This window comes from Streptomyces sp. NPDC001927 (assembly GCF_053594455.1).
The window spans coordinates 239887-265951 of record NZ_JBSFEN010000014.1 but is presented as its reverse complement, the minus strand read 5'-3'; the positions used below and the strand labels follow the sequence as shown (position 1 = coordinate 265951).

Genomic DNA, 26065 nt, shown 5'->3' with positions numbered 1-26065 from the left:
GGCACGCCCGGGTAGCCGACGGCGCCGAGAAGGATCGCGTCATGCCGGCGGAGCTGCTCCAGGCCGTCCTCGGGCATCATCGCCCCGTGGCGGAGCCGCAGCAACCGCCGCCCGGGCGCGGCGGCTTCGGCTTGCCGGGGCCGCCGGAGCCACCGGAGCCGCCGGAGCCGTCGGGGTCGCCGGGACCGTGCGGCTTACCCGGCTTGCCCGGCCCACCCGGCTTCCCCGGCTCGTGCGGCCCACCGGGCTTACCCGGCTCGTGCGGACCACACGGGCCAGGCCCGCCAGGCCCACCAGGTCCACCGGGCCCACCAGGTCCACCCGGTCCACCCGGCCCGCCCGGTCCACCCGGCCCGTGCGGCCCGCACCCGCACGGCCCGTGCGGCGGGCGTCCCAGGCAGCGGCAGAGGGCCTTGAGCAGGCGGCGGAGGGTCGCTTCGCAGGGGTCGCCGCCGCCCGGGGGCGGGGCCGCCGGGGCAGCCACGACCACCGGCGGGCGCCCCGGTTGGGCGACGATGACCCCGGGGGCGCCCGGGACGGACCAGGTCACCGGGATCGTGTAGCTGCCGTCGCCGTTGTCCCTGACCGGCCCCGTGATCGTCGTGCCGGGCGCCCCCGTGATCGGGAGGTCGTCGATGTGGCCGGGGCCCACGTGGTTGCCGTAGCGGTCGCGCGGGACGATCGTGAGCGTGCCGCCGCCGTCGGGCGGTCCGGTGACCGTGACCGTCGTACGGCCCGGGTCCACCGAGACGTCGACGTGCACCGTCCACTGGGTCTCCCGGGTCGAGACGCACCCCTCGCCGTACACCGCCCGGGCGTGGAACGTGTAGTTGCCCTCCACCGTGAGCAGCTCGGTCTGCGGGTTGCCGAAGAGGCCGCCCGCCTCGAAGGCCCCCTCGGTGTGCGCGGCGTCGTCGAAGAGCGGGAACGTCTGGCTCGTGTACGTGAACAACGGTCTCCCCGCCGCCCGTTCAAGGGCCCGCAGCGTCGCGTGCCGGGCCGGGATCGTGTCGCCGTCCACGGTCACGGGCGCCTGGAGCCCCGCCTCCGTCAGGATGTTCCCGGCGCCCGCCGTCGGCCGGGTCGCCGTGAGGTCGACCCGCGCGTGGTGCGGGCTGCCGCCCTCCTCGTACCGCAGGAAGACCATCGGATTGACCGTGTCGCCCGTGTAGAAGCGGGTCGGGCCCGCCAACCGGTCGAGCCTCGGCCCGCCGGAGGCCACCACCTGTACGAAGAACCGCAGGTCCACTCCCGGCGGCGGGATCTCGCCGCCGCCCGGCCGGAACACCTGCGCCCGCCACTGTCCGTCGCGCTCCTCGCCGTACGGCAACGGCACCCGCAGGAACGTCCAGGTGTGCCCGCGCTCCGAGACGACCCCGTTCTCGGGCGTCACCGACACGACGCGGCCGGACGGCGTGAGCAGCCCGACGCCGAGCTCGCCCTCCACGTTGTCCCAGCCGACCACCACGGTCAGCGACTCCTCCCCGCACACGTGGAACGGGATCAGGTCGCTGCGGCGCACCGCTGCCGGCATGTCGAACTCGGGGTCGAAGAGCGCGCCCGACTCGAAGATGTTGCCGAAGGCCAGGCCGAAGAACTTCTTCAGCGCCAGACCGTTCCCGGCGCGCGTGTAGAGCCCGCCGAGCTCCTGCGTGAGCTGGGTGAGCAGGGCCCCGTCCAGGCTGGTCTCCGTGCCGAATCCGATCGCGCTGACGTCGATCCCGGCGAGGCCGCCGCGTACGTCGGCGATCATCGGCGGGGTGTTCTGCAGCCCGTCGGTGAGCAGCAGCACGGCGCGCGGGTTGGTGCCCGGCGCGGGGAACTGGCCGCGCGCGGCGTCGAGTCCGCCGCCGATCGTCGTCATCCCGCCGGGCGAGAGCCCGCCGACCACACCGCTCGAGAACGGCGGCGGCCCGGCGAGCGCCGTCTTCGTCGCGTCGGTGACCGGCGCCAGGGCGAAGTCGACGGGTGAACTCGCGGACGTGGAGAAGGAGACGAGCCCGAGGCGGTTCCCGGTGCCCGCCCGGACCAGCCGGACGAAGAGCGAGGCCGCGTCCCGGGCCTCCTCGATCTTCGTACGGTCGCGGCCCGTCCCGGCCGTCTCCGTCATGCTGCCGGAGCGGTCCACGACCACCATGACGTCCCGGTTCGCGGGCGGCCCCGGCGGAGTGGCGAGGTCGCGGAGGATGGTCGCCGTGGGGGAGTACCTCAGGAAGCAGCGGCTGCCGTGGGACAGCACGCCGATCACCCGGCCCGCGGCGTCGAAGAGCCCGGATCCCGAGCTGCCGCCCGAGACGTCGACGTTGACGTCCACCCCGATCGTCGCGCTGCCGATGATCCCGCCGAACGAGGCGTGCGGCGGGCTGAGCTTCTTCACCGCCCCGTTGGGGTGGTGCACGCCGAAGACGGCTTCTCCGGCGCCCGGCAGATCCGGTCTGATCGGGATCGGCGTGATCCCGAGCCCCTCCGGGGGCACCTCGATGCGCAGCAGGCAGTAGTCCAGGCCCGCGTCCCGGTCGTAGCGGTGTCGCAGCACCTCCACGACCTTGTGGAACCGCGCCACGTACCCCGCGGGCCGGGCGCCCGCGCAGTCCGTCGCGTAGTCGAAGGTCACCGACGCCGAGGCGGCCTCCCCGGCCACGTCCGTCAGACAGTGCCCGGCCGTGAGCACCACGTTCGGCTCGACGAGCGTGACCGAACACGTCGAGAAGAAGTGGCCGTGGTGCGTCGCCACGATCATGCCGACGCTCTTCGCGACCCGGGCCCGCACGTCCGAAGCCGGGGTCGCGCAGGCCGCGTTCTCCCAGTTCGGCGGCGTGCTGCAGAACCAGAACGGGTCGTACTTCGGCTCCGTGTACACCGGATCGCCGAGGAACGGGTCGCTGTTCGAGAACGCCGTGGGGTCCTGCTCGCCCGCGTGCCGCTCACCGCGCGCGTACCGGTCGAGCGTGGCCCCGCCGGTCGTGGCGCCGTCGGTGACGTACCGGATGGGCACGCGCCCGCCGGGGAGTGCGTACACATTGACCGGACGGGACCAGAACTCGGTCCCGTGGGCGGCGGTGAACACGTCTCTTCCGTAGCCGAGTTCGACCTCCAGGCGGTTGGCGGCCGGCAGGTTCACCCCCTGGAAGTGCAGGACCACGTACTTGGTGCCCGAGGGCGCGGGTGCGTACGGGAAGTCGAGCGCCCAGATGCCGGGCGAGGTCGGGGGCGCGCCCGAGGCGGGCCCGATGACGACGGCGGGGGACAGGGTCTGGACCGTGCCGGTGATGTGCGACATGGATCTCTCCAGGGGTTCGCGGCCATGCGCTTGTCACAAGATGTGCCCGTGTCATCACGTACCGTAATCACGCCTGTTGGGGGCGTGAAGAGGCGCGTGAGGCGCCCGCAATGCGCGAGGCGGCGGTTTCCCGGCCAGCGGGAATCCGCGCTCCCCCGGCGCCGCCCCACCGGCCTACGGTCGGCGCACCCATCCCACCTCCCCCCGGAAGGAGCGGCGATGCTCACCGACCGGCTCCGGCGGCAGGCCGCCGAGCGGCTGCGCGACGCCGAGCGCGGCAGAACCCCCGTGGTGCCCCTCACGGAGACCTTCCCGGGCCTCGGCGTCGAGGACGCGTACCACGTCCAGTTGCTCAACATCCGGGACCGGCAGGCGGCCGGCGCCACCGTCGTCGGGCACAAGGTCGGCCTGTCCTCGCCCGTGATGCAGCGCATGATGGGCGTCGACGAGCCCGACTACGGCCATCTCCTCGACGACATGGAGCTCCGCTCCGACCGGCCCGTCCCCGTCGCACGCTACTGCGCGCCCCGCATCGAGGTCGAGACCGGTTTCGTGCTCGGCGACGACCTCCCCGGCGAGGGCTGCACCCCGGCCGACGTCCTCGCCGCCACCGAACGGGTCGTGCCCGCCCTGGAGTTGATCGACAGCCGGATCGCCGACTGGCGCATCACCATCGGCGACACGATCGCCGACAACGCCTCCTCCGCCGGGTTCGTCATCGGCGAGGGCCGCCCGCCGCGCGAGATCGACCCCAAGAGCGTCGAGGCACGGCTCTACGAGGACGGGGCGCCGCTCGCCGAGGGCCGGGGCGACGCCGTCCTCGGCGACCCCGCCCACTCCGTCGCCTGGCTCGCCCGGACCGTCGCCCGCTTCGGCGTCCGACTGAAGAAGGGCCATCTCGTCCTGCCCGGGTCCTGCACCCGCGCCGTCGACGTCACGGCAGGACGTACGTACACCGCCGAGTTCACCGGGCTCGGTTCCGTCTCCCTCTCCTTCTGCTGAGGCACGATGACCACCCTCACCGCCGCCATCGTCGGCTCCGGCAACATCGGTACCGACCTGCTGTACAAGCTGCTTCGCTCACCCCACATCGAGCCCCGCTGGATGGTCGGGGTCGACCCGGAGAGCGAGGGGCTCGCCCGGGCCCGCCGGCTCGGGCTCGACACCTTCGCCGACGGGGTCGACCGGCTCCTCGACGGGGCCGAACTTCCGGACCTCGTCTTCGAGGCGACCTCCGCGTATGTCCACCGCGCCAACGCGCCCCGCTACCGCGCCCTCGGCATCAAGGCCGTCGACCTGACCCCGGCCGCCCTCGGGCCCGGTGTCGTCCCGCCCGCCAATCTGACGGACCACCTCGACGGCGACAACGTCAACATGATCACCTGCGGCGGCCAGGCCACCATCCCCATGGTCCACGCCGTCTCGCGGGTCGTCCCCGTCCCGTACGCCGAGATCGTCGCGTCCGTCGCCTCCGTCTCCGCGGGACCCGGAACCCGCGCGAACATCGACGAGTTCACCCGGACGACCGCGCGCGGCATCGAGACCGTCGGCGGCGCCGGCCGGGGCAAGGCGATCATCATCCTCAACCCCGCCGACCCACCCGTGATCATGCGCGACACCGTCTTCTGCGCGATCCCCGAGGACGCCGACCGGGAGGCGATCACCGTCTCCGTCAAGCAGGTCGCCGAGGAGGTGCGGGAGTACGTCCCCGGCTACCGGCTCCGCGCCGAGCCGCAGTTCGACGACCCGTCCGACGTCAACGGCGGCATGGCCCGCGTCGGCATCTTCCTGGAGGTCGAGGGCGCCGGCGACTACCTCCCGCCGTACGCCGGGAACCTCGACATCATGACGGCCGCCGCCACGAAGGTCGGCGAAGAGTTCGCGAAGCGGAGCCACGCATGACGACGGACGCCTACGACATCCGGGTCACCGACACCTCCCTGCGCGACGGCTCCCACGCCAAGCGCCACCAATTCACCGTCGAGGACGTGACCTCCGTCGTCGCCGCCCTCGACGACGCCGGCGTCCCCGTCATCGAGGTCACCCACGGCGACGGGCTCGGCGGCTCCTCCTTCACGTACGGCTTCTCGAAGACCCCCGAACAGGAGCTGATCAAGGCCGCCGTCGCCACCGCCCGGCGCGCGAGGATCGCCTTCCTCATGCTCCCCGGGCTCGGCGTGAAGGACGACATCCGCGCCGCGCAGGCGAACGGCGCGAGCGTCTGCCGGATCGCCATCCACTGCACCGAGGCCGACATCTCGGTCCAGCACTTCGGCCTCGCACGGGAGATGGGCCTGGAGACCGTCGGGTTCCTGATGATGGCCCACTCCACCACCCCCGAACTCCTCGCCCGCCAGGGCCGGATCATGGCCGACGCCGGCTGCCAGTGCGTGTACGTCGTGGACTCCGCCGGCGCCCTCGTCATGGACGAGACCGCCGACCGGGTCGCCGCCCTCGTCGCCGAACTCGGCGACGACGCCCAGGTCGGCTTCCACGGCCACGAGAACCTCGCCCTGGGTACGGGCAACTCGATCGCCGCGATCAGGGCCGGCGCCCGGCAGATCGACGGCTCCACCCGCCGCCTCGGCGCGGGCGCGGGCAACACCGCCGTCGAGGCCCTGGTCGCCGTCTGCCAGAAGATGGGGATCCGTACCGGCATCGACGTACTGAAGATCATCGACGCGGCCGAGGACGTCGTCCGGCCCGTCATGGACGAGGAGTGCCGGCTCGACCGGCTCGCCCTGCTCATGGGGCACGCCGGGGTCTACTCCAGCTTCCTCAAGCACGCCTACCGGCAGGCCGAGCGGTACGGCGTCTCCGGCGCCGAGATCCTGCTGCGCGCCGGGGAACGCCGACTCGTCGGCGGCCAGGAGGACCAGCTCATCGACATCGCCGTCGAACTCGCCAAGGAGAAGGTGACCGCCCCATGACCTCCGGTGACCGCCCCACGAACACCGTCGACCGCGCCACTACCACCGTCGACCGTGCCACGACCACCGGCGACCGCGCCATGACCACCGTCGACCTGCCGGAAGCCGCCGAGCAGGGTCCCCGCGTCATCCGGGCCGCCGCCCCGCCCGCCCGGTTCGCGCGCGGCTGGCACTGCCTCGGGCTCGCCCGGGAGTTCCAGGACGGCGAGCCCCACGAGATCGAGGCCTTCGGCACCAAACTCGTGGTCTTCCAGGGCCAGGAGGACGGGCAGTTGCACGTCCTCAACGCCTACTGCCCCCACATGGGCGGCAACCTCGCCCACGGCACCGTCAAGGGCGACGCCGTCGCCTGCCCCTTCCACGACTGGCGCTGGTCGGGCAACGGCCGCTGCGCCGGCATCCCGTACGCCCGTCGCGTCCCGCCGCGCGCGAAGACCCGCGCCTGGACCACCCTGGAACGGAACAAGCAGCTCTTCGTCTGGCACGACCCCGAGGGCAACCCGCCGCCGCCCGAGGTCACCATCCCCGAGATCGAGGGCCTCGACAGCGGCGAGTGGTCCGACTGGTCCTGGAAGACCGCCCGCGTCGACGGCTCCAACTGCCGCGAGATCGTCGACAACGTCGTGGACATGGCGCACTTCTACTACGTGCACTACGCCTTCCCGACCCGCTTCACCAACGTCTTCGAAGGCCACATCGCCAGCCAGTACCTGGAGTCCACCCCACGCCGGGACATGGACCTCGGCAACCTCAGCGCACCCCTGCGCTCCGACGCCTCCTACTACGGCCCCTCCTACATGATCGACCGGGTCTGGTCGGACATCGGCGGCGGCGCGGAGATGGAGAGCGTCCTCATCAACTGCCACTACCCGGTGAGCGCCGACAGCTTCGTCCTCCTCTACGGGACGACCGTGCGCAAGCTGCCCGGCATGACCGACGAACAGGCTGCCGACGCGGCCGAGTTGTTCACCACCGGCCTCGCCGTCGGCTTCGAGCAGGACATCGAGGTCTGGCGGAACAAGACCCGCATCGACAACCCGCTGCTGAGCGAGGAGGACGGTCCGGTCTACCAACTGCGGCGCTGGTACGAGCAGTTCTACGTGGACGCGGCCGACGTCAAGGACGAGATGGTCGAGCGGTTCGAGTTCGAGATCGACACCACCCGGGCCAACCAGGCGTGGGAGACCGAGGTGGCCGAGAACCTGGCAAGGCGCGCGCGGTGATGCGGCCGGTGGAGTGCGCCGCGTGCGGGAACCGGGTGCTGTGCGAGAAGTTCAGCCCCGCGCACACCTCCGTGCAGTGGTCGGGCCCCTCGGCGGACGCGTGCCCGGTCATCCGGGCGCGCGTCGCTGCGGGCGAGCCCGCCGGCCGGGTCCGCTCGTGCGGGGAGCTGCGCGGCTCCATCGAGGCGGCGGTGGCGAGCGGCGCGCTGGAGGTGACGGGTGCGGATGTCGTCTAGGGGGCTGCGCGTGCGGGTCGCCGAGGTGATCCGGGAGACGGCCGACGCCGTCTCCCTCGTCCTCGACGCCGACTTCCCGTACCGCCCCGGCCAGTTCCTCACCGTACGGCTGCCCGACGGCGGCGCACGCTGCTACTCGCTCGCCAGCTCGCCGCACACCGGCGAGGCCCCGAAGATCACGGTCAAGAAGGTCCGGGATGGGCGCGGTTCCGGCTGGCTGTGCGAACGGGTGGCGGCCGGGGACGAGTTGGAGGTGCTGCCGCCCGCCGGGACCTTCACCCCGGCCGTCCCCGGCCGCGATCTGCTCCTGGTCGCGGGCGGCAGCGGCATCACCCCCGTCATCTCGCTGGCCAAGTCGGCCCTGGTGGCGGGGGAGGGGCGGGTCGCGCTGCTGTACGCCAACCGGGACCAGGACTCCGTCGTCTTCCGCGACGAACTGCGCGACCTGGCCGAGGACTTCGCCGGACGCTTCGCCCTCACCCACTGGCTGGAGTCCCTCCAGGGCCTGCCCACGGCCGAGCTCCTCGCCCCCGCCCTCGCCCCGTACGCCGCCCGGGACACCTACCTGTGCGGCCCGGCCCCGCTGATGGACGCGGCGGAGACGGCCGTACGGTCGGCGGGCGGGCGTCGGGTCCACCGCGAGCGGTACTTCTCCCTGGCCGAGGACGTCTTCACCCGCGAGGAGCCGGTGGAGAGCGAGGTCTCCTACACCGCCGAGGTCCGCCTGGACGGCCGGGTCCACCGGGTGACCGGCGGGCCGGCCACCCCGCTCCTCGACGCCCTCCTCGCGGCCGGCGTCGACGCCCCGTACTCCTGCCGCGAGGGCGCCTGCGCGGCCTGCGCCTGCCGGGTCACGGCGGGCGAGGTGAAGATGGCCCGGAACGAGGTCCTGGACGCGTCGGATCTGGCCGAGGGGTACGTCCTCGCCTGCCAGGCGGTGCCGCTCGGCGAGCGGGTGGACGTGACGTACGAGTGAGGGCCGCGCACACCGTCCCCACAACGTGCGGATGAAGTTAACGTCCGTCGAATTGAAGGGAGTTGGGCTGTCGCAGCCTCTTCTACGCGCGTCATCATCGAGCCATGAGGATCCCCCCACGAATCTCAGCCATCGGCGGCGCAGCCGCCCTCGTCTCGACTCTCCTCCTCGGCGCCCCGGCCACCGCGGCCGTCGCCCCGACCTCCGCCGCCCCGGCCGCGTCCGCGTTCGCGGCCGCCGCCGTCGGCGACATCTGCTACTCCGACCTCCCCTCCCAGGCCCACGACACCCTCCGCCTGATCGAGCAGGGCGGCCCGTTCCCGTACCGCCAGGACGGCACCGTCTTCCAGAACCGGGAAGGCATCCTCCCGGCGCACTCCACCGGCTACTACCACGAGTACACGGTCAAGACGCCGGGCTCCTCCAACCGGGGCGCGCGCCGCATCGTGACGGGCGAGTCGTCCCAGGAGGACTACTACACCGCCGACCACTACGCCTCGTTCGACCTCGTCGACCACGGCTGCTGACGCACGACACCTCAGCCCCCGGTCCGCGGCCGGACCTTCCCCCACGCCCGTCCGGCCGCGGACCGGGCACGATGGTGCGCATGACACTCGATGACGTGGGGCAGCCGGTCGACGGCTGGGGGCTGGGCTTCAACCGGGCGACACCCGAAGACCTGTTGATCCGGCTGCTGGACGTCGAACCCCACTTCCTCTTCCGGCGCGATCTGCCGCCGGCCGTCCTCGAAGCCGCTGCCGGCCACCCGGACCGGAAGGTGCGCGCCGTCCTGCTCGACGCCCGCCCGAAGCTGACCGCCGAGCAGTGGACCCGCCTCCTCCTCGCGGAGACGAGCGGTCCACGGCGAGCCCTGTTCGTCGAGGACGCCGCGCTCGGGGGCGCCCCGCTGACCGCCGCGGGCCACGAAGCGCTCGCCGCCGACGCATCCCCGCTGGTCCGGGCCGAGGCAGCCAGGCTGCGCGGACTGCCCGCGCCCCGGCTCCGCGCCCTCGCCGCCGATCCTGTCCCCGCCGTCCGGGCGGCTGCCTGCGATCCCGCCTGGCCGCACCTTGCTCGGTCCGTACGCGAAGGGCTGCTCGCCGACCCCGACGACCATGTCCGTACGGCCGCCCTGCTGCGCCACCATCAGGACCACCCGCTGGACGAGGCTGCCTTCGAGCAGTTCGACAGTCGGGTACTCGACACCTGCAGGCTCACACCCGGACTGGCCGCCCGCCTCGCCCGGCACGAGGATCCGGCGGTCCGGGCCCGGCTGGCGGGCAATCCGCGTCTCGACCCCGCCGCGGTCGCCGTGCTCGCACGCGACGAGGGCGACGGAGTTCGGCACGTCGTCGCCCTGCGGGCAGACCTCACCGAGGAGCAGCGGGCCGCCGTCCGCGTCGAGATCCCGCCGGGCGACCGGCACCCCTACGCCCTGCCCTGGGTCGCCGCGCTCCACGACGACCCGGAGGCCATGCGCCGGCTCGCCGCCTCCAGCCACCCGTACGTCCGCAGCAGTGTGGCCCGTGCCCGGCACCTCCCGCCGGACGTCGCCGAACGGCTCTCCCGCGATGAGGACCGGACCGTACGGCTCTTCCTCGCCGAATCCTGCGACGACGCGCCTCCGGACATGCTCCTGGAGGTCTGGCACTGGTGGGACGGCAGCCTCAGCTTCCCCGGTCGCCCGCGCACGAACCCGAACTTCCCGCGCGCCGGACTGCTCCGCTACGCCACCGACCCGAACCCGCGACTGCGCCGACTCGCCCTGGGCGACCCGGAGTCCACGCCCGAGCTGGTCGAGGCGCTCAGCCGGGACGAGTCCGAGGAGGTGCGGCGGGACGCGGCGGAGGACCGGAGGCTTCCTCCCTCGGCGGCGGTTCGTCTGCTGGACGACCCGGACTCCCACGTACGGACCCTCGCCGCGCGGAACCCCGCCATCCCGCAGGACGTCCTGCTCCGGCTGCTGCGCGACCCGCGGACCGCCCGCGACGCCGCGAGGAACCCCTCGCTACCGGTACCGGTGATGCGCCGGATGGTCGAGCTGCTCGTGGCGTCGACTACATCCACTCGCTGAACCGCAGCCACCCCATCATCGCGTCCATCTCCCCCTCCGACACCCGCGACTTCGGCGCGGGCGGCGCGGCCTGCGGGGCGGCGGCCGCGCGGCCCGGGCCGAACAGGTCGCCCCACACGCCCCGCGTGCACGCCAGGACCGCCGGGGCGAGGCGGTCCAGGTCGCGGTGGATGCCGTGGCCCGAGACCGAGACGGCGGCGATCGCCCGGCCCGCGCCGCGCAGGGGCGCGGCCACGCAGGAGACGCCCCGGTAGGTCTCCTCGCGGTCGAAGGCGACGCCCCGCTCGCGGGCCGCGGCGAGTTCGGAGCGGAGGGCGACCGGGTTGACCAGGGTCCGCGGGGTGAGCGGGCGGAGCCGGTGGGCCAGGAGCGCGGTGAGGGCGGCCGGGTCGCCGAAGGCGAGGAGGGCCTTGCCCGCGGCCGTGGAGTGCGCGGGCATCCTGCCGCCCGTACGGGAGGGGACCGTGGAGTCCTCCGAGCCGCCGATCCGCTCCAGGCAGACGACCTCGGTGCCGTCGAGGACGTACAGGTGGACCAGGTGTCCCGTCGACTCGTGGAGCGTGTGGAGGCGGGGGAGGGCGGCCCGGCGCAGCCGGTTGTGGTGGGCGGCGAGTGCGCCCAGCTCCAGCATCCGCATGCCCATGCGGTAGTCCCGGCCCTCCCGGTCGAGCCAGCGCAGCTGGACGAGCTGGTCGAGGATGCGGTGCGCCGAGGAGCGCGGGATGCCGGAGCGGCGGATCACCTCGGTGAGGGAGAGCCTCGGCTCGGGCCCCTCGAAGGCGGCGAGCACTCGGGCGGCCTTCTCCAGCAGAGAGGGCGCTGGAGGCGCAGGAGTCTGTACGCCGACGAGCTCAGCGGTCATGGCCGTCTCCCGTGTTTCCGTGACGTTGCGCCGATGGCGCCGACCCTGCCACGCGGGTCTCGCCCGGGGGAAGACAGCTGCACTCACTATTTCTAATAGGTATATACGGGGTGGCGTCGGGCGCCTGCCGGTCTGCCTGCCGGGCCGCCTGTTGGGTTGCCCGTAACCCCTTGGTCATGCGCGGCTGCGAGGCTCTCGATCGAAGCAAAGTTGTCTGTACAACTTGGAGAGTCTCATGGCGTCCCTCGCCACCGCGCCGCCGTTCTGGCTGCGCGACAACTGTCCCTGCGGTCACTGCCGTGACCCCCGCAACGGCCAGAAGCTGTTCCAGATCACCGAACTCCCGGCCGCGCTCGCCGTCGACGCCGTCCACGACACCCGCACCGCCGACGGCGCCCCCGCCCGCGAGGTCGTCTGGGCCCCCGACGGCCACCGCTCCGTCTACCCCGAGGCCTGGCTCGGCGCCCACCTGCCGGGCGCCGACGCCGCCCCCGGCGACGGGCGCACCGAGGACGACAAGGAGCTGTGGGCCGCCGAACGGTTCGCGGACGGGCTCCCCGAGGCCGACTGGGACGCGTACACCACCGATCCGGCCGTCCGCGCCGCCGCCCTCGACTCCGTCCTGCGCCTCGGCTTCGTCCTGCTGCGCGGCGTCCCCGTGCGCGACCGCCAGGTCCTCGACGTGGCCCGCACCTTCGGCTACGTACGCGAGACCAACTACGGCGAGCTCTTCGAGGTCCGCGTCGAGGCCGACCCCAACAACCTGGCCTTCACCGGCGCCCGGATCACCCCGCACACCGACAACCCCTACCGCGACCCGGTCCCCACCCTCCAGCTCCTGCACTGCCTCACCAACGCGGCCCAGGGCGGCGACTCCGGCCTCGTCGACGGCTTCCACGCCGCCGCGCTGCTGCGGGCCGAGGACCCGGAGGCGTACGAGATCCTCACCCGCGTCCCCGTCCCATTCGCCTTCGCCGACGAGCGCACCGAACTCCGCGCCCACCGGCCCCTGATCGGTACGGACCCGACCGACCTGCTCCGCGAGATCCGCTTCAACAACCGCTCCATCGGCACCCTCTCCCTTCCCGCCGACCTGCTCGACGCCTTCTACGCCGCCTACCGGCGCTTCGGCGAGCTGCTCCTGCGGCCCGAGCTCCAGCTGGACTTCCGGCTCGCCCCCGGCGACTGCCTGATCTTCGACAACACCCGGCTGCTGCACGCCAGGACCGCCTTCGCCGAATCCGGCGACCGGCACCTCCAGGGCGCGTACGCCGACATCGACGGGCTCGCCTCCACCCTCGCCGTCCTGCGCCGGGAAGGGGCCGCCAAGTGAACGCCGTGAACTCCCCGAACTCCCCGAACCCCCAGAGCCCCCTCGACACCCTCGCCGCGCTCTTCGAGGGCGAAGGCAGCGCCGAGTACTTCGGCGAGGACGTCACCCAGGCCGAGCACATGCTCCAGGCCGGCGCCCTCGCCGAGGCGGCCGGCGCCCCCGCGCACCTGGTCGCCGCCGCGCTCCTGCACGACGTCGGCCACTTCCAGGGCGCCGTCACCGGCCGCGACCTGATGGAGAACGGCACCGACAACCGGCACAGCCACACCGGGGCCGACTGGCTCGACCAGTGGTTCGGCCCCGAAGTCACCGAACCCGTACGGCTGCACGTCGCCGCCAAGCGGTACCTGTGCGCCGTCGAGCCCGGCTACTTCGCCCTGCTCTCCGAGGCCTCCGTGCACACCCTGGCCGTCCAGGGCGGGCCGATGAACGACGAGCAGGTGCGCGCCTTCGAGGCCCACCCGGGCGCGGCCGACGCCGTCGCCGTACGCCGCTGGGACGAGCAGGCGAAGGACCCGGAGCTGCCGACCCCCGGCTTCGAGCACTTCCGCCCGCTGCTCGCGGCGCTGCTCCGCCCGGCGTGACACCCCCCCCACATGACTGAACCCGGGGTCTCGGACCCCGGGTTCAGTCATGTACGGATGTTCAGGCGCCCAGCCTGCGGCCCAGCGCGCTCGTCGCCGTCGAGCTCTGCATCGTGAACGCCACCGTCCCCGGCAGATAGCGGTCCTGCGACCACTCCACCGGCGTCCCCGCAGGGTCCGTGGAGTGCCGGCGCTCCCGCAGCAGCGACTCCCCGACCCGGCAGCCGAGCAGCTCCGCGTCGTCGGCGTCGGCCGGCACCAGGTCGATGGTGTGCCGCGCGTCCGCGAACAGCACGCCGTGCAGCTCCAGTTGCTCCGAGTGCGAGACCGTGTCGAGCGGCATCCCGGCCACCAGCACCCCGATCCGCTCCGGATACGTCGTCCGCTCCACCATCACCGGCGCACCCGCGAGCGTCCGCAGCCGGCGCACCCGGTAGACCGGCGCGCCCTCCTCGACGCGCAGCTTCTCCGCCTCCTCCGCGTCCGCCGGCACCCGGTCCACCGCCACGATCCGGCCGCCCGGCTCCTCGCCGAGGGAGCGCGCCCAGCGCGTGAACGAGCGCAGCTCGCCGAAGCTGTGCAGCCGCGGACCGCCGAGGACCACCCGGCGCGAACCGCGCCGTGAGGTGATCAGGCCGTCCGTGCGCAGCGCGGCGAGGGCCTGGCGGACCGTCCCCCGGGACACGCCGTAGCGGCGCGCCAGTTCGTCCTCGGCGGGGAGCTTCGCCCCCGAGCCGTACTCGCCCGCCGTGATGGCGGTCCGCAGATCCCCGGCGACCTTCAGATACAGCGGCGTCCTGCCCCGTTCCTCACTCACAGGCCCACCCTGCCATGTGCGCGGCTCACCCGACCAGGGAGTTCAGCAGCTCGGGGTCGACCTCGGTCAGCGAGTCCGCCAGCGTGACGCCCGCGGTTCCGGCGAAGTCCACCAGCGGTTCCGTCGACGGCACCGCGAGCACCCGGCAGCCCGCGGCGACGGCCGAGGCGACGCCCGTCGGGCTGTCCTCCACCGCCACGCACCGCGCCGGTTCGGCGCCGAGCGCCACGGCCGCCGCCAGATACGGATCGGGCTCGGGCTTCGTCCGCGCGGTGTCCTCGGCGCCGAACAGCGCGTCGAACCGGTGCCCGTCCAGGGTGCTCGCCACCTGCGCGACGACCGCCCGCGGCGAGGCCGAGACGAGCGCCGTCGGCACCCGGCTCTCGCGCAGCGCCGCGAGGAGCCGCAGCGCGCCGGGCCGCGGCGCCGCAGCCACCGCGAGCCGGGCCGCGAAGTCCGCGCCCAGCTCGGCGGCCAACTCGTCGGCCGGTGCGTCCAGATGGGCGTGCAGCAGCTCGGCCGTGTCCTCGACCGACCGGCCCGTCACCGCCGTACGCCGCTCGGCGTCCAGGGTCCGGCCCCGGCGCACGGCGGCGGACTCCACCACGTCGAGCCAGACGCCCTCGGTGTCGACGAGCGTGCCGTCCATGTCGAAGAGGACCGCCTGCAGCCGCCTCACGCCGCACCTCCCGCGGAGGCGAGGAGCACGGGCCGCGGCTGGGGACGGACAGAGACGGCCGTGCCCGGGGTAAGACCGGCCGCCGCGTGCGTCGGAACGTCCGCCTTGACGTCCGTACCGTCGGGCAGCGCGATCCGCAGCCGGGTCGTCGGGCCGTGGAACGACGTGCCGGTGACCTGTGCGGGGCCGCCGGCCGTGACCTCCAGGGCCTCGGGCCGCAGCAGCACCCGTACGTCCCCGGTGCGCCCGTCCGGCTCCTCGACCGGCAGCGTCACCCCGAGCACCTCGACCTCGCGGCCGCCGTCGGCCGCCAGGCCCGGCACCCGGTTCATGGTGCCGATGAACTCCGCGACGAAGTCCGTCGCGGGCCGCTCGTACAACTCGGTCGGCGTGGCGCACTGTTCCAGCCGGCCGCCGTTCATCACGGCGACCCGGTCGGCCATCGACAGGGCCTCCTCCTGGTCGTGCGTGACGAACACGGTGGTGATGCCCAGCTCCAGCTGGAGCCGGCGGATCTCCTCCCGCAGCGTCACCCGCACCTGGGCGTCGAGCGCCGACAGCGGCTCGTCGAGCAGCAGCAGCCGGGGCTGCAGCGCAAGGGCGCGGGCCAGCGCGACCCGCTGCTGCTGACCGCCGGAGAGCTGGTGCGGGAAGCGGTCGCCGTGGCCCGCGAGGCCCACGAGGTCGAGCAGTTCGGCGGCGCGGGCGCGCCGCTCTGCGCTCCGCACCTTGCGCATCTTCAGCCCGAAGGCCACGTTGTCGGCGGCCGTGAGGTGCGGGAAGAGGCTGTACGACTGGAACACCATCGCCGTGTCACGGCGGTTGGCGGGCACCGGCACGATGTCCTCGCCGTCGAGCAGCACCTGGCCCTCGTCGGGGCGCTCGAAACCGGCGAGCACGCGCAGCGCGGTCGTCTTGCCGCAGCCGGACGGGCCGAGCAGGGCGAGGAGTTCACCGGGAGCGACGTCGAGGTCGAGGCCGTCGAGGGCGACGGAGGAGCCGAAGGACCTGCGCAGACCGCGCAGCTTGAGCGCCGCCCCGGTCCGCGTGGAGGTGTCGGTCACGGTCATGAGGTGGGGGTCTTTCCTCGGGAGGCCGCGGCGGCCTCGGACGGACGGGACGTGGCGGAACGGGACGTGGCCGGGCGGGGGGCGCGCGGCGCGCGCCGGCGGCGGTTGCCGACGGTGGTCAGCGCGAGCAGCAGCACCCACGTCAGCAGCAGGCTGAGCAGCGACACGGCCACCGAGAGCCGGGCGTCGGAGCCCGAGGCCTGCACGATCCACACGGCGAAGGGCTGGAAGCCGAGCAGCGAGGCGACCGTGAACTCGCCGAGGACCAGCGCCAGCGTCAGGAACGAGCCGTTCAGGAGCGCGCCGCGCAGGTTCGGCAGCACCGCAGAGACCAGCGCGCGGGGCCAGGACGCCCCGCAGTCCCGGGCGGCCTCCACCAGCGTGCGCAGGTCGACGGAGCGCAGGCCCGCGTCGAGCGCCCGGTAGACGAACGGCAGCGCCATCACCGCGTACGCGAGGACCAGGACGAAGGGGAAGTCCGGGTTCTGCACGGCCACGAAGGTCTGGTAGAGCGGGGTCGTGGACAGGTGCTCCGGGCCCCAGCGCAGCACGGTCCCGAGCCCGGCGGTCAGCGCCACCGGCGGCACCACCAGCGGCAGCGTGCACACGACCTCCAGGACCGGCCGCAGCCGGGGCGCGGAGAGCCGGGCCGCGACCGCCGCCGGGACGGTCACGAGCAGGACCAGCGCGACGGTCGCCGCCGCGAGCCCGAGCGAGAGCAGCAGGCTGCCGGTGAAGCCCGGCGCGGCGAAGATCCGGGTGTACGAGGAGAGGGTGAGCCCCTGCCCGGGGATGTCCAGCGTGAACACGGCGGACGCGAGCAGCGGCACCAGGAAGTAGACCCCCGCGACCAGGAGGACGACGGGACGTCCTAGGCGAGCCATCGGGTGCTCCTTCGCTGGAGGGGGAGGTGGACGGCCATGACGAGCGCCGCGACCACGACCATGTCGAGGCTCAGTGCGAGCGCCACGTTCTCCTGGCCGACCAGGACGTTGCCGGAGAGCGCGTCCGCGATCTGCAGGGTCACCAGCGGCACGGAGCTGCCGACCATCGCCGCCGCCGTCGCGTACGCGGCGAACGCGCTGCCGAACAGCAGCACGAAACCGCCGAGCAGGGACGGCAGCAGCACCGGGATGCCGACGTGGCGCCAGTACTGCCAGGCCGTCGCCCCGTTGTCGTGGGCCGCCTCGCGCCACTGGACGCGCAGTCCGTCGAGCGCGGGCGCGACGGTCAGCACCATCAGCGGGACCAGGAAGTACAGGTAGGTCAGGGCCAGGCCCCAGAACCCGTACAGCGACCAGCCGTGCTCGTCCAGGCCGAACTCGGTGGTGAGCACGCCCGCGTTGCCGAGGGTGGCGACGAAGGCGAAGGCGAGCGGGACGCCGCCGAAGTTGGCGAGCACCCCGGACGCGGTGAGGACGGCCTCGCGCAGCGCCCGGCCGCGCGAGGAGACCACGGCCTGGGCGAGGAAGAGCCCGAAGACGGTGCCGGCGGCGGCGGTGAGCGCGGAGAGCTTGACGCTGCCGAGCAGCGCGGTGGCGTACGCGCCGTCGACCGACCGCTCCAGGTTGTCCAGGCCGTACCCGCCGTCGGCGACCGTGAAGGCGCCGTCGGTCATGGCGAGCGCGGGCAGCCCGAAGGCGAGCGCGACGAGCAGGAACAGCGGCAGCGCGGCCAGCCAGGCCGTCTGGGGGCGGCGCTTCTCGCGCTTCTGCTCCGCTGGGGCGGGGCCCGTGCTCTTGACCAGCGTCAACGCAGGCGCCGGGCGGGTGGGGGAGCCGTCGGCCATGGGGGAGCCGACGGCCCCCGGCCCCGCCGGGGCGGCCGTGCGCGCGGTGGACGCGCCGGCCGCCCCGGACGGGGTCGTGGAGGAGTGCGGAGTCATCGAGGCGTCACCCGGAGACGGCCGCGGCCCAGCCCTGCGACAGGGTCTCCTTGGCCTTGGCGGTCTGCTGCTCGGTCGGGAACTTCGGCGTGCCAGCGACCTTCGGCAGCGCGGCGGCGGCCGTCTTGTCCAGCGTGCCGTCGGCCTCCATGGCCGGCATCAGGACGGGCCGGGCGAAGCCCTTGAGCCACAGGTTCTGGCCCTCGGGGCTGTACAGGTACTCCTGCCACAGGCGGGCGGCCGCCGGGTGCGGGGCGTCCTTGTTGATGGCCTGCGAGTAGAACTGGGCGTAGACGCCGTCCGAGGGGACGGCGACCTTCCAGTCGATGCCCTTGGACGCGAACTGCTTGGCGTACCCGGCGTTCAGGTAGTCCCAGTCGATGGAGATGGGCGTCTCGCCCTTCTCGATCGTGGCGGGGGTCGACTCGACCGGGTTGTAGTTGCCGTTCTTCTTCAGCTTGCCGAAGAAGTCGATGCCCGGCTTGATGTCGTCGAACGAGCCGCCGTTGGCGAGCGCCGCCGCGTACACGCCGCCGAAGGCCGAGCCGGACTTGGTCGGGTTGCCGTTGAGGGCGACCTTGCCCTTGTACTCGGGCTTGAGCAGGTCGGCGAAGGTCTGCGGGCAGACCTTGACGCGCTTGGCGTCGCAGCCGATGGAGACGTAGCCGCCGTAGTCGTTGAACCAGCGGCCCTGCGCGTCGCGCTGCGACTCGGGGATCTTGTCGAAGGCGGCGACCTTGTACGGCGCGGTCAGGCCCTGCTCGCCGGCGGCCTGCGCGAAGGAGGCGCCGAGGTCGAGCACGTCGGGGGCGCGGTCCTGGCCCTTGCGGGACTTGACCGCGTTGATCTCGTCCTGGCTGGAGCCGTCGGGGTTCTCGACGGTCACCTTGATGCCGTACTTGGCGGTGAAGCCGTCGATGATCGCGCCGTAGTTCGCCCAGTCGCGCGGGATGGCGATCGCGTTGAGCGTGCCCTCCTTCTTCGCGGCGGCGACCAGGGCGTCCATGCCGCCGGCTTCGGTGGCGGAGGTGGCGGTGGCGAGGTTCTTCCCGTCGGCGCCTGCGGCGCCCTTCGTGGGGGCGGCGCCACAGGCGGTGAGCGACAGGGCGGTCAGACCGAGGGCACCGAGCAGGACGGCGGCGCGGGCAGGGGAGGTCACGCGTACTCCATGGGGGAAGGGGAGCGGGGCCAAGATGTATGAACAACTGTTGTCCATACAACTCCTGCATTACGGGGGGTCACGATGACCCCTCGGTGAACGCGAGGCGAAGCCCGCCCTTCGATTCCCCGGCGGAACGGGTTACCCGCGAGTTCGCGGGCGCGGGGCGGCTCTGAGGGGCCGGTTCTTCCAGGGCCACCTCGTGCGAGGCCGGCTCTCCCCGCCCCGCTCTTCCCGCTCAGCGGGAACCCCCTATGCCGTTCCGGAACACCTCGGCGTACGGTCCAGCCACTCCCGATTCCCTCCGAGAGAGGACACGCGATGAGCGACGCCACCGGAGCCGTCCTCGAGGCCGTCCGCGCCCTCGCCCCCGCCCTGCGCGAGCGGGCCGCCCAGGCCGAGGCCGCCCGCAAGGTCCCCGAGGACTCCGTCAAGGAGCTCGCCGCGACCGGATTCTTCAGGCTGCTCCAGCCCCGCGCGTACGGCGGCCACGCCGCCGACCCCGTCGTCTTCTACACGGCCGTCAAGGAGATCGCGAAGGCCTGCGGCTCCACCGGCTGGGTCGCCTCGGTCGTCGGCGTCCACCCCTGGCACGTCGCCCTGTACGAGCCGAAGGCGCAGGAGGAGGTGTGGGGCGCCGACCCCGACACCCGGATCTGCTCCTCGTACGCCCCCACCGGCAAGGTCACCCCCGTCGACGGCGGCTTCACCCTCACCGGCCGCTGGCACTTCTCCTCCGGCTGCGACCACACCGACTGGGCCCTCCTCGGCGGCCTCGTCACCGACGCCGACGGCCGCCCCGTCGACATGCGCACCTTCCTCGTCCCGCGCACCGCCTACCGCGTCGACGAGGTCTGGGACACCGTCGGCCTGCGCGGCTCAGGCTCCAACGACATCGTCTGCGAGGACGTCTTCGTCCCCGAGCACCGCGCGCTCAGCTTCGGCCCGGTCACCGCCCTCGACGCGCCCGGCCTCGCCGCCCACCCCGAGCCGCTCTACCGGCTCCCGTACGCCTCCGTCTTCACCACCACCATCTCGACCCCGATCGTCGGCATCGCCGAGGGCGCGTACGAGGGCCATGTGGCCGCCACCCGCGAGCGGTTCCGCGTCAGTTACGGCCAGCAGGTCGCCGAGGACCCCTTCGCCCAGGTCCGGATCGCCCGCGCCGCCGCCGACATCGACGCCTCCTGGCTCCAGCTCACCCGCAACATGACCGAGCTGTACGAACTCGCCCGCACCGGCGCGCCGTTGCCCATGGAGCTGCGTGCCCGGGCCCGCCGCGACCAGGTCATCGCCACCGAACGGGCCGTCGCCGCCGTCGACCTGCTCATGGAGAACGCCGGCGGCAGCGCGATGCGCACCGGCCCCAACCCGGTCCAGCGCGCCTGGCGCGACGTCCACACCGGACGCGGCCACGCCGCCAACGACCCCGAGCGGGCCCTCGTCCTCTACGGCCAGGCCGCGCTCGGCCTCGACATCCAGGACACGATGCTGTGACCACCGCGACCGCGCTCACGTACGAGAGCACCTCCCGGACGGTGAAGGCGGGCGGCCTCGCCCTCCACTTCCACGAGGCGGGTCCCGCCGACGCACCCGCCGTGATCATGCTCCACGGCGGCGGCCCCGGCGCCTCCGCCTGGTCCAACTTCGGCCGCAACCTGCCCGTGTTCGCCGAGCACTTCCGTACGCTCCTGGTCGACCAGCCCTGCTTCGGCCGCTCCGACAAGACCGCGCCGGACCGCGACTACTTCTCCTTCAGCGCCCGCGCCGTCGCCGCTCTCATGGACGAACTCGGCCTGGAGAAAGCCCACTTCATCGGCAACTCGCTCGGCGGCGGCGCCGCCACGCGGCTCGCGATCGACCACCCGGACAAGGTCGACCGGCTGCTGCTCATGGGCCCGGGCGGGATCTCCGTCAACCTCTTCTCGCCCGACCCGACCGAGGGCATCAAGCGCCTCTTCGCCTTCAACGCCTCGCCCGCGCCGAGCCGCGAGCAGATGCGGGAGTTCCTGCTCACGATGGCGTACGACCCGGCGATCGTCACCGACGCCTTCGTCGAGGAGCGGTACGTCCAGGCCACCGACCCCGACGCCCGGCTCGGCGCGGCCCGCATGGGCGCCGCCTTCGCCACCTGGCCGCAGGAGTCGCAGCTCTGGCGCGAGGGCCACCGCATCACGCAACCGACCCTGCTCACCTGGGGCCGCGAGGACCGCACCAACCCGCTCGACGGCGCGCTCGTCGCCCTGCGCACCATCCCCGACGCCCGGCTGCACGTCTTCCCGCACTGCGGGCACTGGGCACAGGTCGAACGCTTCGACGAGTTCAACCGCCTCGCCCTCGACTTCTTCAAGCGCTAGCGCCAGGCCCCGCTTCTCCTCGCGTCAGGCACCCCGCTCCTCCTCGCGTTAGGACCCGCCTCCCATGGACATCCGCTCGCTCGGCTACCTCCGCATCGAGACGACCTCGCTCGCCGACTGGCGCGCCTACACCCTCGACATCCTCGGGATGGCCGAGGCCCAGGACTCCTCCGACACCGTCCTGCACACCCGGATCGACGACCGGATCCGCCGCCTCAGCTTCGTCGCCGGGACCACCGACCGGCTGCTCGCCGCCGGCTTCGAACTGCCGAACGCCCGCGCCCTCACCGAGGCCGCCGAGGAGCTCGAGGCGTCCGGCTTCCCCGTCAAGCACGCCGACGAAGCCACGCTCGCCGAGCGCCGCGTCCAGGGCCTGATCCACGTGGACGACCCGGCGGGCAATCCGCTGGAGCTGTACTGGGGCCAGGCGCAGGACCACAGCCCGCTGCCCGCCCGCTACGGCAACCGCTTCGTCACCGGCGCCCCGAACGGCCAGGACCTCGGCCTCGGCCATGTCGTCCTGCCCGCCCCGAACATGGACGAGACCGTCACCTTCTACGAGCACCTGCTCGGCTTCCAGCTCCGCGACCGGATGAAGCTCCCGCCGGTCGCCGTCCCCACCGGCGAACCCGGCCAGGACTTCTACTGGATGAACTTCCTGAGCCCCAACGCCCGCCACCACAGCCTCGGCCTCTACCCGGGCGCGCTGCCGCCCGGCATCGTCCACTTCATGGTCGAGACCGACTCCCTCGACGCCGTCGGCTACTGCCTGGACCGGATGAACGCGGCCGGCATCCCGATCGCCTCCACCCTCGGCCGCCACTCCAACGACCGCATGGTCTCCTTCTACGCCCAGGCGCCCGGCGGCTTCCAGGTCGAGTACGGCTGGGACGGACTGCTCGTCGACCCGGCGACCTGGACCACGAAGGAGATCACCTCCGACAGCCTCTGGGGCCACCGTTGGAACGGCTGATGAGGGAGGTCCTCGGCCACTTCGCCAGCGGCATCACGGTCGTCGCCGCCCTCGACGGCGACGGCCGGCCCGCGGGCCTCGCGGTGCAGTCCTTCGCCTCCCTCTCCCTCGAACCGCCGCTCGTGCTGCTGTGCGTGGCGAAGACCTCCACCAGTTGGCCGGCCGTCCGGGCCGCAGGGCACTTCGGGATCTCCATCCTCGCCGAGGACCAGCGCGCGGTGTGCGCGGCCCTCGGCCGCCCGGGACCCGACAAGTTCGCCGGCGTCGACTGGACCGCGAGCGAGGACGGCGCCGTCCACATCGAGGGCGCGCTCGCGACCCTGCACTGCGCGGTCCACGCCGTCCACGAGGCCGGCGACCATCACGTCGTCACGGCCAGGGTCCTCGCCCTGGAGGCCCGCGACGACGGCACACCGCTCCTCTACTACCGCAGCGACTACGCGACAGGGGTGTTCGGATGAGCCCGCAGGAAGGGCGGAGCCCGCAGCAGGGGCAGAGCCCGGAGCACGGTCAGGAGTACGACGTCGTGGTCGTCGGTTCCGGGGCCGCCGGCTTCGCCGCCGCGATCACCGCACGGCTGCGCGGCCTGACCGTCCTCGTCGTCGAGAAGACCGACCGCTACGGCGGCTCCACCGCCCTGTCCGGCGGCGCGATCTGGGTCCCGGGCAACCACCACCTCGACGAGGCGGGCCTCGGGGACACGTACGAGAAGGCCCGCGCCTATCTCGACGCGACCGTCGGCGCGCGCGTGCCCGCCGCGCGCAAGGACGCCTACCTCGCCCACGGGCCGCGCATGGTACGGGAGTTCCACGACCGCACCCATGTCCGCTTCATGTACACGCCCGGCTACGCCGACTACTTCCCCGAGGCCCTCGGCGGCATGGCGCAGGGGCGCTCGGTCGAGCCGCGGATCGTGGACCTCAAGCGGCTCGGACCGCTCGCGGCGACCATGCGCCGGGCCGGCCTCCCCACGTACGGGCTGACCATGACCTCGTACGACTTCCGCTTCCTCAACATGGTCGCCCGCACCTGGGCCGGGCGGCGCGCCTCCGTCCGGGTCGGCGCGCGGGCCGTCGGCGCCCTGCTCACCCGGCGCACGCTGCTCTCCCTCGGCGAGGCGCTCATCGCCCGGATGCGGCTCTCGCTGCACGAACTCGGCGGCGAGCTCCGCCTGAACGCCCCGCTCGCGGGACTCCTCGTCGAGGACGGCCGGGTCGCCGGGGTGGAGCTGGCCGACGGGCGGACCGTACGGGCCCGGGGCGGTGTCGTCCTCGCCTCCGGAGGCTTCTCGCACGACCAGGCGCTCCGCGAGAAGCACCTCCCGGCGCCCACCTCCACGGCCTGGACGCACGCCTCGGAGGGCCAGACCGGCGACGCGCTGCGGATCGGCGAGGAGCTGGGCGCGGCGACCGACCTGCTCGACAAGGTGTGGGGCGCGCCGTCGGTCTGCCCGCCGGGCGAGAAGCCGTTCTTCCTCGTCGCCGACCGGGGCATCCCGGGGATGGTGATCGTGAACGCGGCGGGGGAGCGGTACGCCAACGAGGCGGCGCCGTACCACCGGTTCGTCGACCGCATGTACGCCTGCGACCGGCCCGAGGCGACGACGGTCCCGTCCTGGCTGATCCTCGACGCCCGCTCCAAGGCGCGGTACATCTTCGCCGGGCTCTTCCCCGGCCAGCCGTTCCCCAAGCGGTGGGACGGATTCGTCCAGCGGGCCGGGACGGTGGAGGAGCTGGCGCGCCGGATCGGGACCCCCGCCCTTGAGGCCACGATCGCCCGCTTCAACGGCTTCGCCGCGCGCGGCCGCGACGAGGACTTCGGGCGCGGCGACTCCGTCTACGACCGCTACTACGGCGACCCGACGCTCCCGAACCCGAACCTCGCGCCGCTGGACAAGGGCCCCTTCTACGCCGTCCCCGTCCACCCCGGCGACATCGGCACCAAGGGCGGCCTGGTCACCGACGGCGACGGACGGGTGCTGCGCGAGGACGGCGGCGCCATCGCGGGCCTCTACGCGGCCGGGAACTGCTCGGCGGCCGTGATGGGGGACACCTATCCGGGACCGGGCGCGACGATCGGCCCCGCGATGGCGTTCGCGTGGGCGGCGGTCAACGACATCGCGGGGTCGTCCACTCCAGGCGGGTCCTGACCCGGGGGTCCTCGATGAACTCGACGGCGGCGAGCGCGGTGTCCCGTGCGGTGCCCTCCGGGTCCCCGTCGGCGAGGAGCGACGCAAGCACCTCGACCGCGCGCGGATCCTGACGCATCGCCAGACCCCGGGCGGCCTCGGCCACCGCGTCCTCGTCGTCGTCCGCGAGCCGCGCCACGAGCGCCTCCCGCAGGACGGGGGTGTCCTCGGGCACCTCCGCGAGCGCGAGCGTCGCCCAGTCCCGTACCCCGTGGTCGTGGTCCCGGCTCAGCGCGACCAGGGTCGCCACGGCCACCGGGTCCCCGGCGGGCACGGGCCCGGTCAGCGCGCACCCGAGCGCACGCCGTACCTCGATGTCGGGATGGCCGGCCAGGCCCAGCATCTCGGGCAGCGCCTGCGGCTCCCCGTACTGGCCGAGCGCGACGACGACGGAGAGCGCGGGCTCGCGGGCGGTGCCGGGCGTCGAGGGTCCTTCGCCGCGCGCCGCCTGGGCCGCCAGGCGGCGCAGGACCGGCAGACCTCGGGGCGTGAAACCGTCGAGGGCGCCCAGGACACGGGCGCCGAGGGCGCGGCGCAGCGGGTCCTGGCTCGCGCACCAGGCGGACGCGGCCCGGAAGGACTCCTCGTCGTCGCGGGCGCCCAACGTGCGCACCGCCTCCTTCCAGTCGTCGAGGTCCGGGTCGCCGCAGCGCAGCGCCCGCGCGGCCAGCTCCTCGGGCGGGACCCGTACCCCGAGCGCCCGCTCCAGGAGCGTGGCGATCGCGGCGTGCCCGGTCTGCTGCTCGTTGCCGCTGCTCGGCGCGCCGTCCGCCCGCAGCACGTCCACGACGACGGTCACCCCGCCGTCCTCCCGCACCCGCCGCACGACGGTCTCGGCCGACCCCTCGGCCCCGCCGGCCGCGGGCCCGCCCGTGTCGAGCAGCCCGCGCCGCAGCTCCTCCGCGATGTCCACGCCGATCCAGCGCCGCGCCTCGCGCAGCGCGTCCTCGGCCGGGCCCGCGCCGAACTCCAGGAGCGCCCGCACGCTCGCCGGCGAACCGCGCCGCGCCGCCGCCACCAGCGGCGGCAGCCCGTCGGGGCCCGGCCGGCTCGGCGCGGCGCCGTGTTCCAGCAGGAGCCGTACGGTCTCCGCGTGCCCGAGCCGCACCGCCCAGTCCAGGGCCGTGAAGCCGTACGCCTCCGACTGGTCCGCCGCCGCCCCGGCGGCCAACAGCGCCCGTACCACGTCCGCGTGCCCGCCGCAGGCCGCCCCGCACAGCGGCAGGTCCCCGGCCTCCGCGCCGCTGCCCCGCCCGGGATCCGCCCCGGCGGCGAGCAGCAGCCGGACGGCCCCCGGCTCGTTCGCGACGGACGCCCGGTACAGCGGGGTCTCCCCCTCCTCGTCGGCCGTCTCGGGGGAGGCCCCGGCCCGCAGGGCGCGCACGACGGCGTCGTCCCCCTCGTGAATCGCCTCGAACAACGTGCTCATGCGCCGACCT

At 73.6% G+C, this 26065-nt stretch carries 24 protein-coding genes; 15 read left to right on the top strand and 9 right to left on the bottom strand.

The annotated features are described in order from the left end of the window. Positions 1-76 precede the first annotated feature (76 nt). A complete protein-coding gene (locus ACWCO8_RS33560; protein WP_451035383.1) occupies positions 77-2740 on the bottom strand; it encodes a trypsin-like peptidase domain-containing protein in 2664 nt (887 codons plus the stop codon). 759 nt (positions 2741-3499) lie between these two features. Here ACWCO8_RS33560 and ACWCO8_RS33555 point away from each other — a divergent pair. The 8 genes from ACWCO8_RS33555 (at position 3500) to ACWCO8_RS33520 (ending at position 10719) form a co-directional block, all read left to right on the top strand. Beyond that, positions 3500-4282, top strand: coding sequence for a 2-keto-4-pentenoate hydratase (locus tag ACWCO8_RS33555; protein ID WP_451035372.1), 783 nt, complete (start codon positions 3500-3502; stop codon positions 4280-4282). A 6-nt stretch (positions 4283-4288) separates the two neighbouring features. Beyond that, entirely contained in the window at positions 4289-5182 is an 894-nt protein-coding gene (locus ACWCO8_RS33550; protein ID WP_451035371.1) for an acetaldehyde dehydrogenase (acetylating), read from the top strand. Beyond that, a complete protein-coding gene (gene dmpG, locus ACWCO8_RS33545) occupies positions 5179-6210 on the top strand; it encodes a 4-hydroxy-2-oxovalerate aldolase (protein ID WP_451035370.1) in 1032 nt (343 codons plus the stop codon). The genes ACWCO8_RS33550 and dmpG overlap by 4 nt, the downstream gene beginning before the upstream one ends. After that, entirely contained in the window at positions 6207-7433 is a 1227-nt protein-coding gene (locus ACWCO8_RS33540; protein WP_451035369.1) for a Rieske 2Fe-2S domain-containing protein, read from the top strand. Before dmpG ends, ACWCO8_RS33540 begins: the two co-directional genes overlap by 4 nt. Continuing rightward, the gene (locus tag ACWCO8_RS33535) at positions 7433-7669 is read left to right on the top strand and encodes a hypothetical protein (protein ID WP_362013912.1); all 237 of its coding nucleotides are present in this window, start codon (positions 7433-7435) and stop codon (positions 7667-7669) included. The genes ACWCO8_RS33540 and ACWCO8_RS33535 overlap by 1 nt, the downstream gene beginning before the upstream one ends. Next, positions 7659-8645 carry a 2Fe-2S iron-sulfur cluster-binding protein gene (locus ACWCO8_RS33530; protein WP_451035368.1) on the top strand — a complete coding sequence of 329 codons (987 nt, stop codon included), beginning with the start codon at positions 7659-7661 and terminating at the stop codon, positions 8643-8645. The genes ACWCO8_RS33535 and ACWCO8_RS33530 overlap by 11 nt, the downstream gene beginning before the upstream one ends. A 104-nt stretch (positions 8646-8749) precedes the next feature. After that, the gene (locus tag ACWCO8_RS33525; protein ID WP_451035367.1) at positions 8750-9172 is read left to right on the top strand and encodes a ribonuclease domain-containing protein; all 423 of its coding nucleotides are present in this window, start codon (positions 8750-8752) and stop codon (positions 9170-9172) included. Between the two features lie 80 nt (positions 9173-9252). Next, complete coding sequence (locus ACWCO8_RS33520) at positions 9253-10719, top strand: PE-PGRS family protein (protein WP_451035366.1); 1467 nt, start codon at positions 9253-9255, stop codon at positions 10717-10719. Here ACWCO8_RS33520 and ACWCO8_RS33515 read toward each other — a convergent pair. After that, positions 10703-11581 carry an IclR family transcriptional regulator gene (locus tag ACWCO8_RS33515; RefSeq protein ID WP_451035365.1) on the bottom strand — a complete coding sequence of 293 codons (879 nt, stop codon included), beginning with the start codon at positions 11579-11581 and terminating at the stop codon, positions 10703-10705. The genes ACWCO8_RS33520 and ACWCO8_RS33515 overlap by 17 nt on opposite strands. A 235-nt stretch (positions 11582-11816) precedes the next feature. Between ACWCO8_RS33515 and tmpA the strand changes: the two genes are divergently transcribed. Continuing rightward, on the top strand, positions 11817-12914 hold the full coding sequence (tmpA, locus tag ACWCO8_RS33510; protein ID WP_451035364.1) for a 2-trimethylaminoethylphosphonate dioxygenase: 1098 nt from the start codon (positions 11817-11819) through the stop codon (positions 12912-12914). Beyond that, on the top strand, positions 12911-13498 hold the full coding sequence (locus tag ACWCO8_RS33505; protein WP_451035363.1) for a phosphonate degradation HD-domain oxygenase: 588 nt from the start codon (positions 12911-12913) through the stop codon (positions 13496-13498). The genes tmpA and ACWCO8_RS33505 overlap by 4 nt, the downstream gene beginning before the upstream one ends. Before the next feature lie 61 nt (positions 13499-13559). On the opposite strand, the gene ACWCO8_RS33500 is transcribed toward ACWCO8_RS33505, so the two are convergent. The 6 genes from ACWCO8_RS33500 to ACWCO8_RS33475 form a co-directional block, all read right to left on the bottom strand. Continuing rightward, positions 13560-14315 carry a GntR family transcriptional regulator gene (locus ACWCO8_RS33500; protein ID WP_362013925.1) on the bottom strand — a complete coding sequence of 252 codons (756 nt, stop codon included), beginning with the start codon at positions 14313-14315 and terminating at the stop codon, positions 13560-13562. A 25-nt stretch (positions 14316-14340) separates the two neighbouring features. Next, positions 14341-14994, bottom strand: a complete 654-nt coding sequence (locus ACWCO8_RS33495; protein ID WP_362013927.1) for an HAD family hydrolase — start codon at positions 14992-14994, stop codon at positions 14341-14343. Beyond that, a complete protein-coding gene (locus ACWCO8_RS33490; protein WP_451035362.1) occupies positions 14991-16064 on the bottom strand; it encodes an ABC transporter ATP-binding protein in 1074 nt (357 codons plus the stop codon). Before ACWCO8_RS33490 ends, ACWCO8_RS33495 begins: the two co-directional genes overlap by 4 nt. Then, positions 16061-16948 carry an ABC transporter permease gene (locus ACWCO8_RS33485; RefSeq protein ID WP_451035361.1) on the bottom strand — a complete coding sequence of 296 codons (888 nt, stop codon included), beginning with the start codon at positions 16946-16948 and terminating at the stop codon, positions 16061-16063. Before ACWCO8_RS33485 ends, ACWCO8_RS33490 begins: the two co-directional genes overlap by 4 nt. Continuing rightward, positions 16936-17853, bottom strand: a complete 918-nt coding sequence (locus tag ACWCO8_RS33480) for an ABC transporter permease (protein ID WP_451035382.1) — start codon at positions 17851-17853, stop codon at positions 16936-16938. The genes ACWCO8_RS33485 and ACWCO8_RS33480 overlap by 13 nt, the downstream gene beginning before the upstream one ends. Before the next feature lie 103 nt (positions 17854-17956). After that, positions 17957-19108: an ABC transporter substrate-binding protein gene (locus tag ACWCO8_RS33475; RefSeq protein WP_451035360.1), complete on the bottom strand. Its 1152-nt coding sequence runs from the start codon at positions 19106-19108 to the stop codon at positions 17957-17959. Positions 19109-19429: 321 nt separating this feature from the next. Between ACWCO8_RS33475 and hsaA the strand changes: the two genes are divergently transcribed. From hsaA to ACWCO8_RS33450, 5 genes are all read left to right on the top strand, one after another. Further along, positions 19430-20605 carry a 3-hydroxy-9,10-secoandrosta-1,3,5(10)-triene-9,17-dione monooxygenase oxygenase subunit gene (gene hsaA, locus ACWCO8_RS33470; RefSeq protein WP_451035359.1) on the top strand — a complete coding sequence of 392 codons (1176 nt, stop codon included), beginning with the start codon at positions 19430-19432 and terminating at the stop codon, positions 20603-20605. Next, entirely contained in the window at positions 20602-21465 is an 864-nt protein-coding gene (gene hsaD, locus ACWCO8_RS33465; RefSeq protein ID WP_451035358.1) for a 4,5:9,10-diseco-3-hydroxy-5,9,17-trioxoandrosta-1(10),2-diene-4-oate hydrolase, read from the top strand. The genes hsaA and hsaD overlap by 4 nt, the downstream gene beginning before the upstream one ends. A gap of 64 nt (positions 21466-21529) precedes the next feature. Continuing rightward, entirely contained in the window at positions 21530-22438 is a 909-nt protein-coding gene (locus tag ACWCO8_RS33460) for a VOC family protein (RefSeq protein ID WP_362013941.1), read from the top strand. Next, positions 22438-22899 carry a flavin reductase family protein gene (locus tag ACWCO8_RS33455; protein ID WP_451035357.1) on the top strand — a complete coding sequence of 154 codons (462 nt, stop codon included), beginning with the start codon at positions 22438-22440 and terminating at the stop codon, positions 22897-22899. Before ACWCO8_RS33460 ends, ACWCO8_RS33455 begins: the two co-directional genes overlap by 1 nt. After that, complete coding sequence (locus ACWCO8_RS33450) at positions 22896-24587, top strand: FAD-dependent oxidoreductase (RefSeq protein WP_451035356.1); 1692 nt, start codon at positions 22896-22898, stop codon at positions 24585-24587. The genes ACWCO8_RS33455 and ACWCO8_RS33450 overlap by 4 nt, the downstream gene beginning before the upstream one ends. Here the strand turns inward: ACWCO8_RS33450 and ACWCO8_RS33445 are convergent. Beyond that, entirely contained in the window at positions 24547-26055 is a 1509-nt protein-coding gene (locus ACWCO8_RS33445; protein ID WP_451035355.1) for an ankyrin repeat domain-containing protein, read from the bottom strand. The two genes, ACWCO8_RS33450 and ACWCO8_RS33445, sit on opposite strands and share 41 nt — an antisense overlap. Positions 26056-26065: the final 10 nt, after the last annotated feature.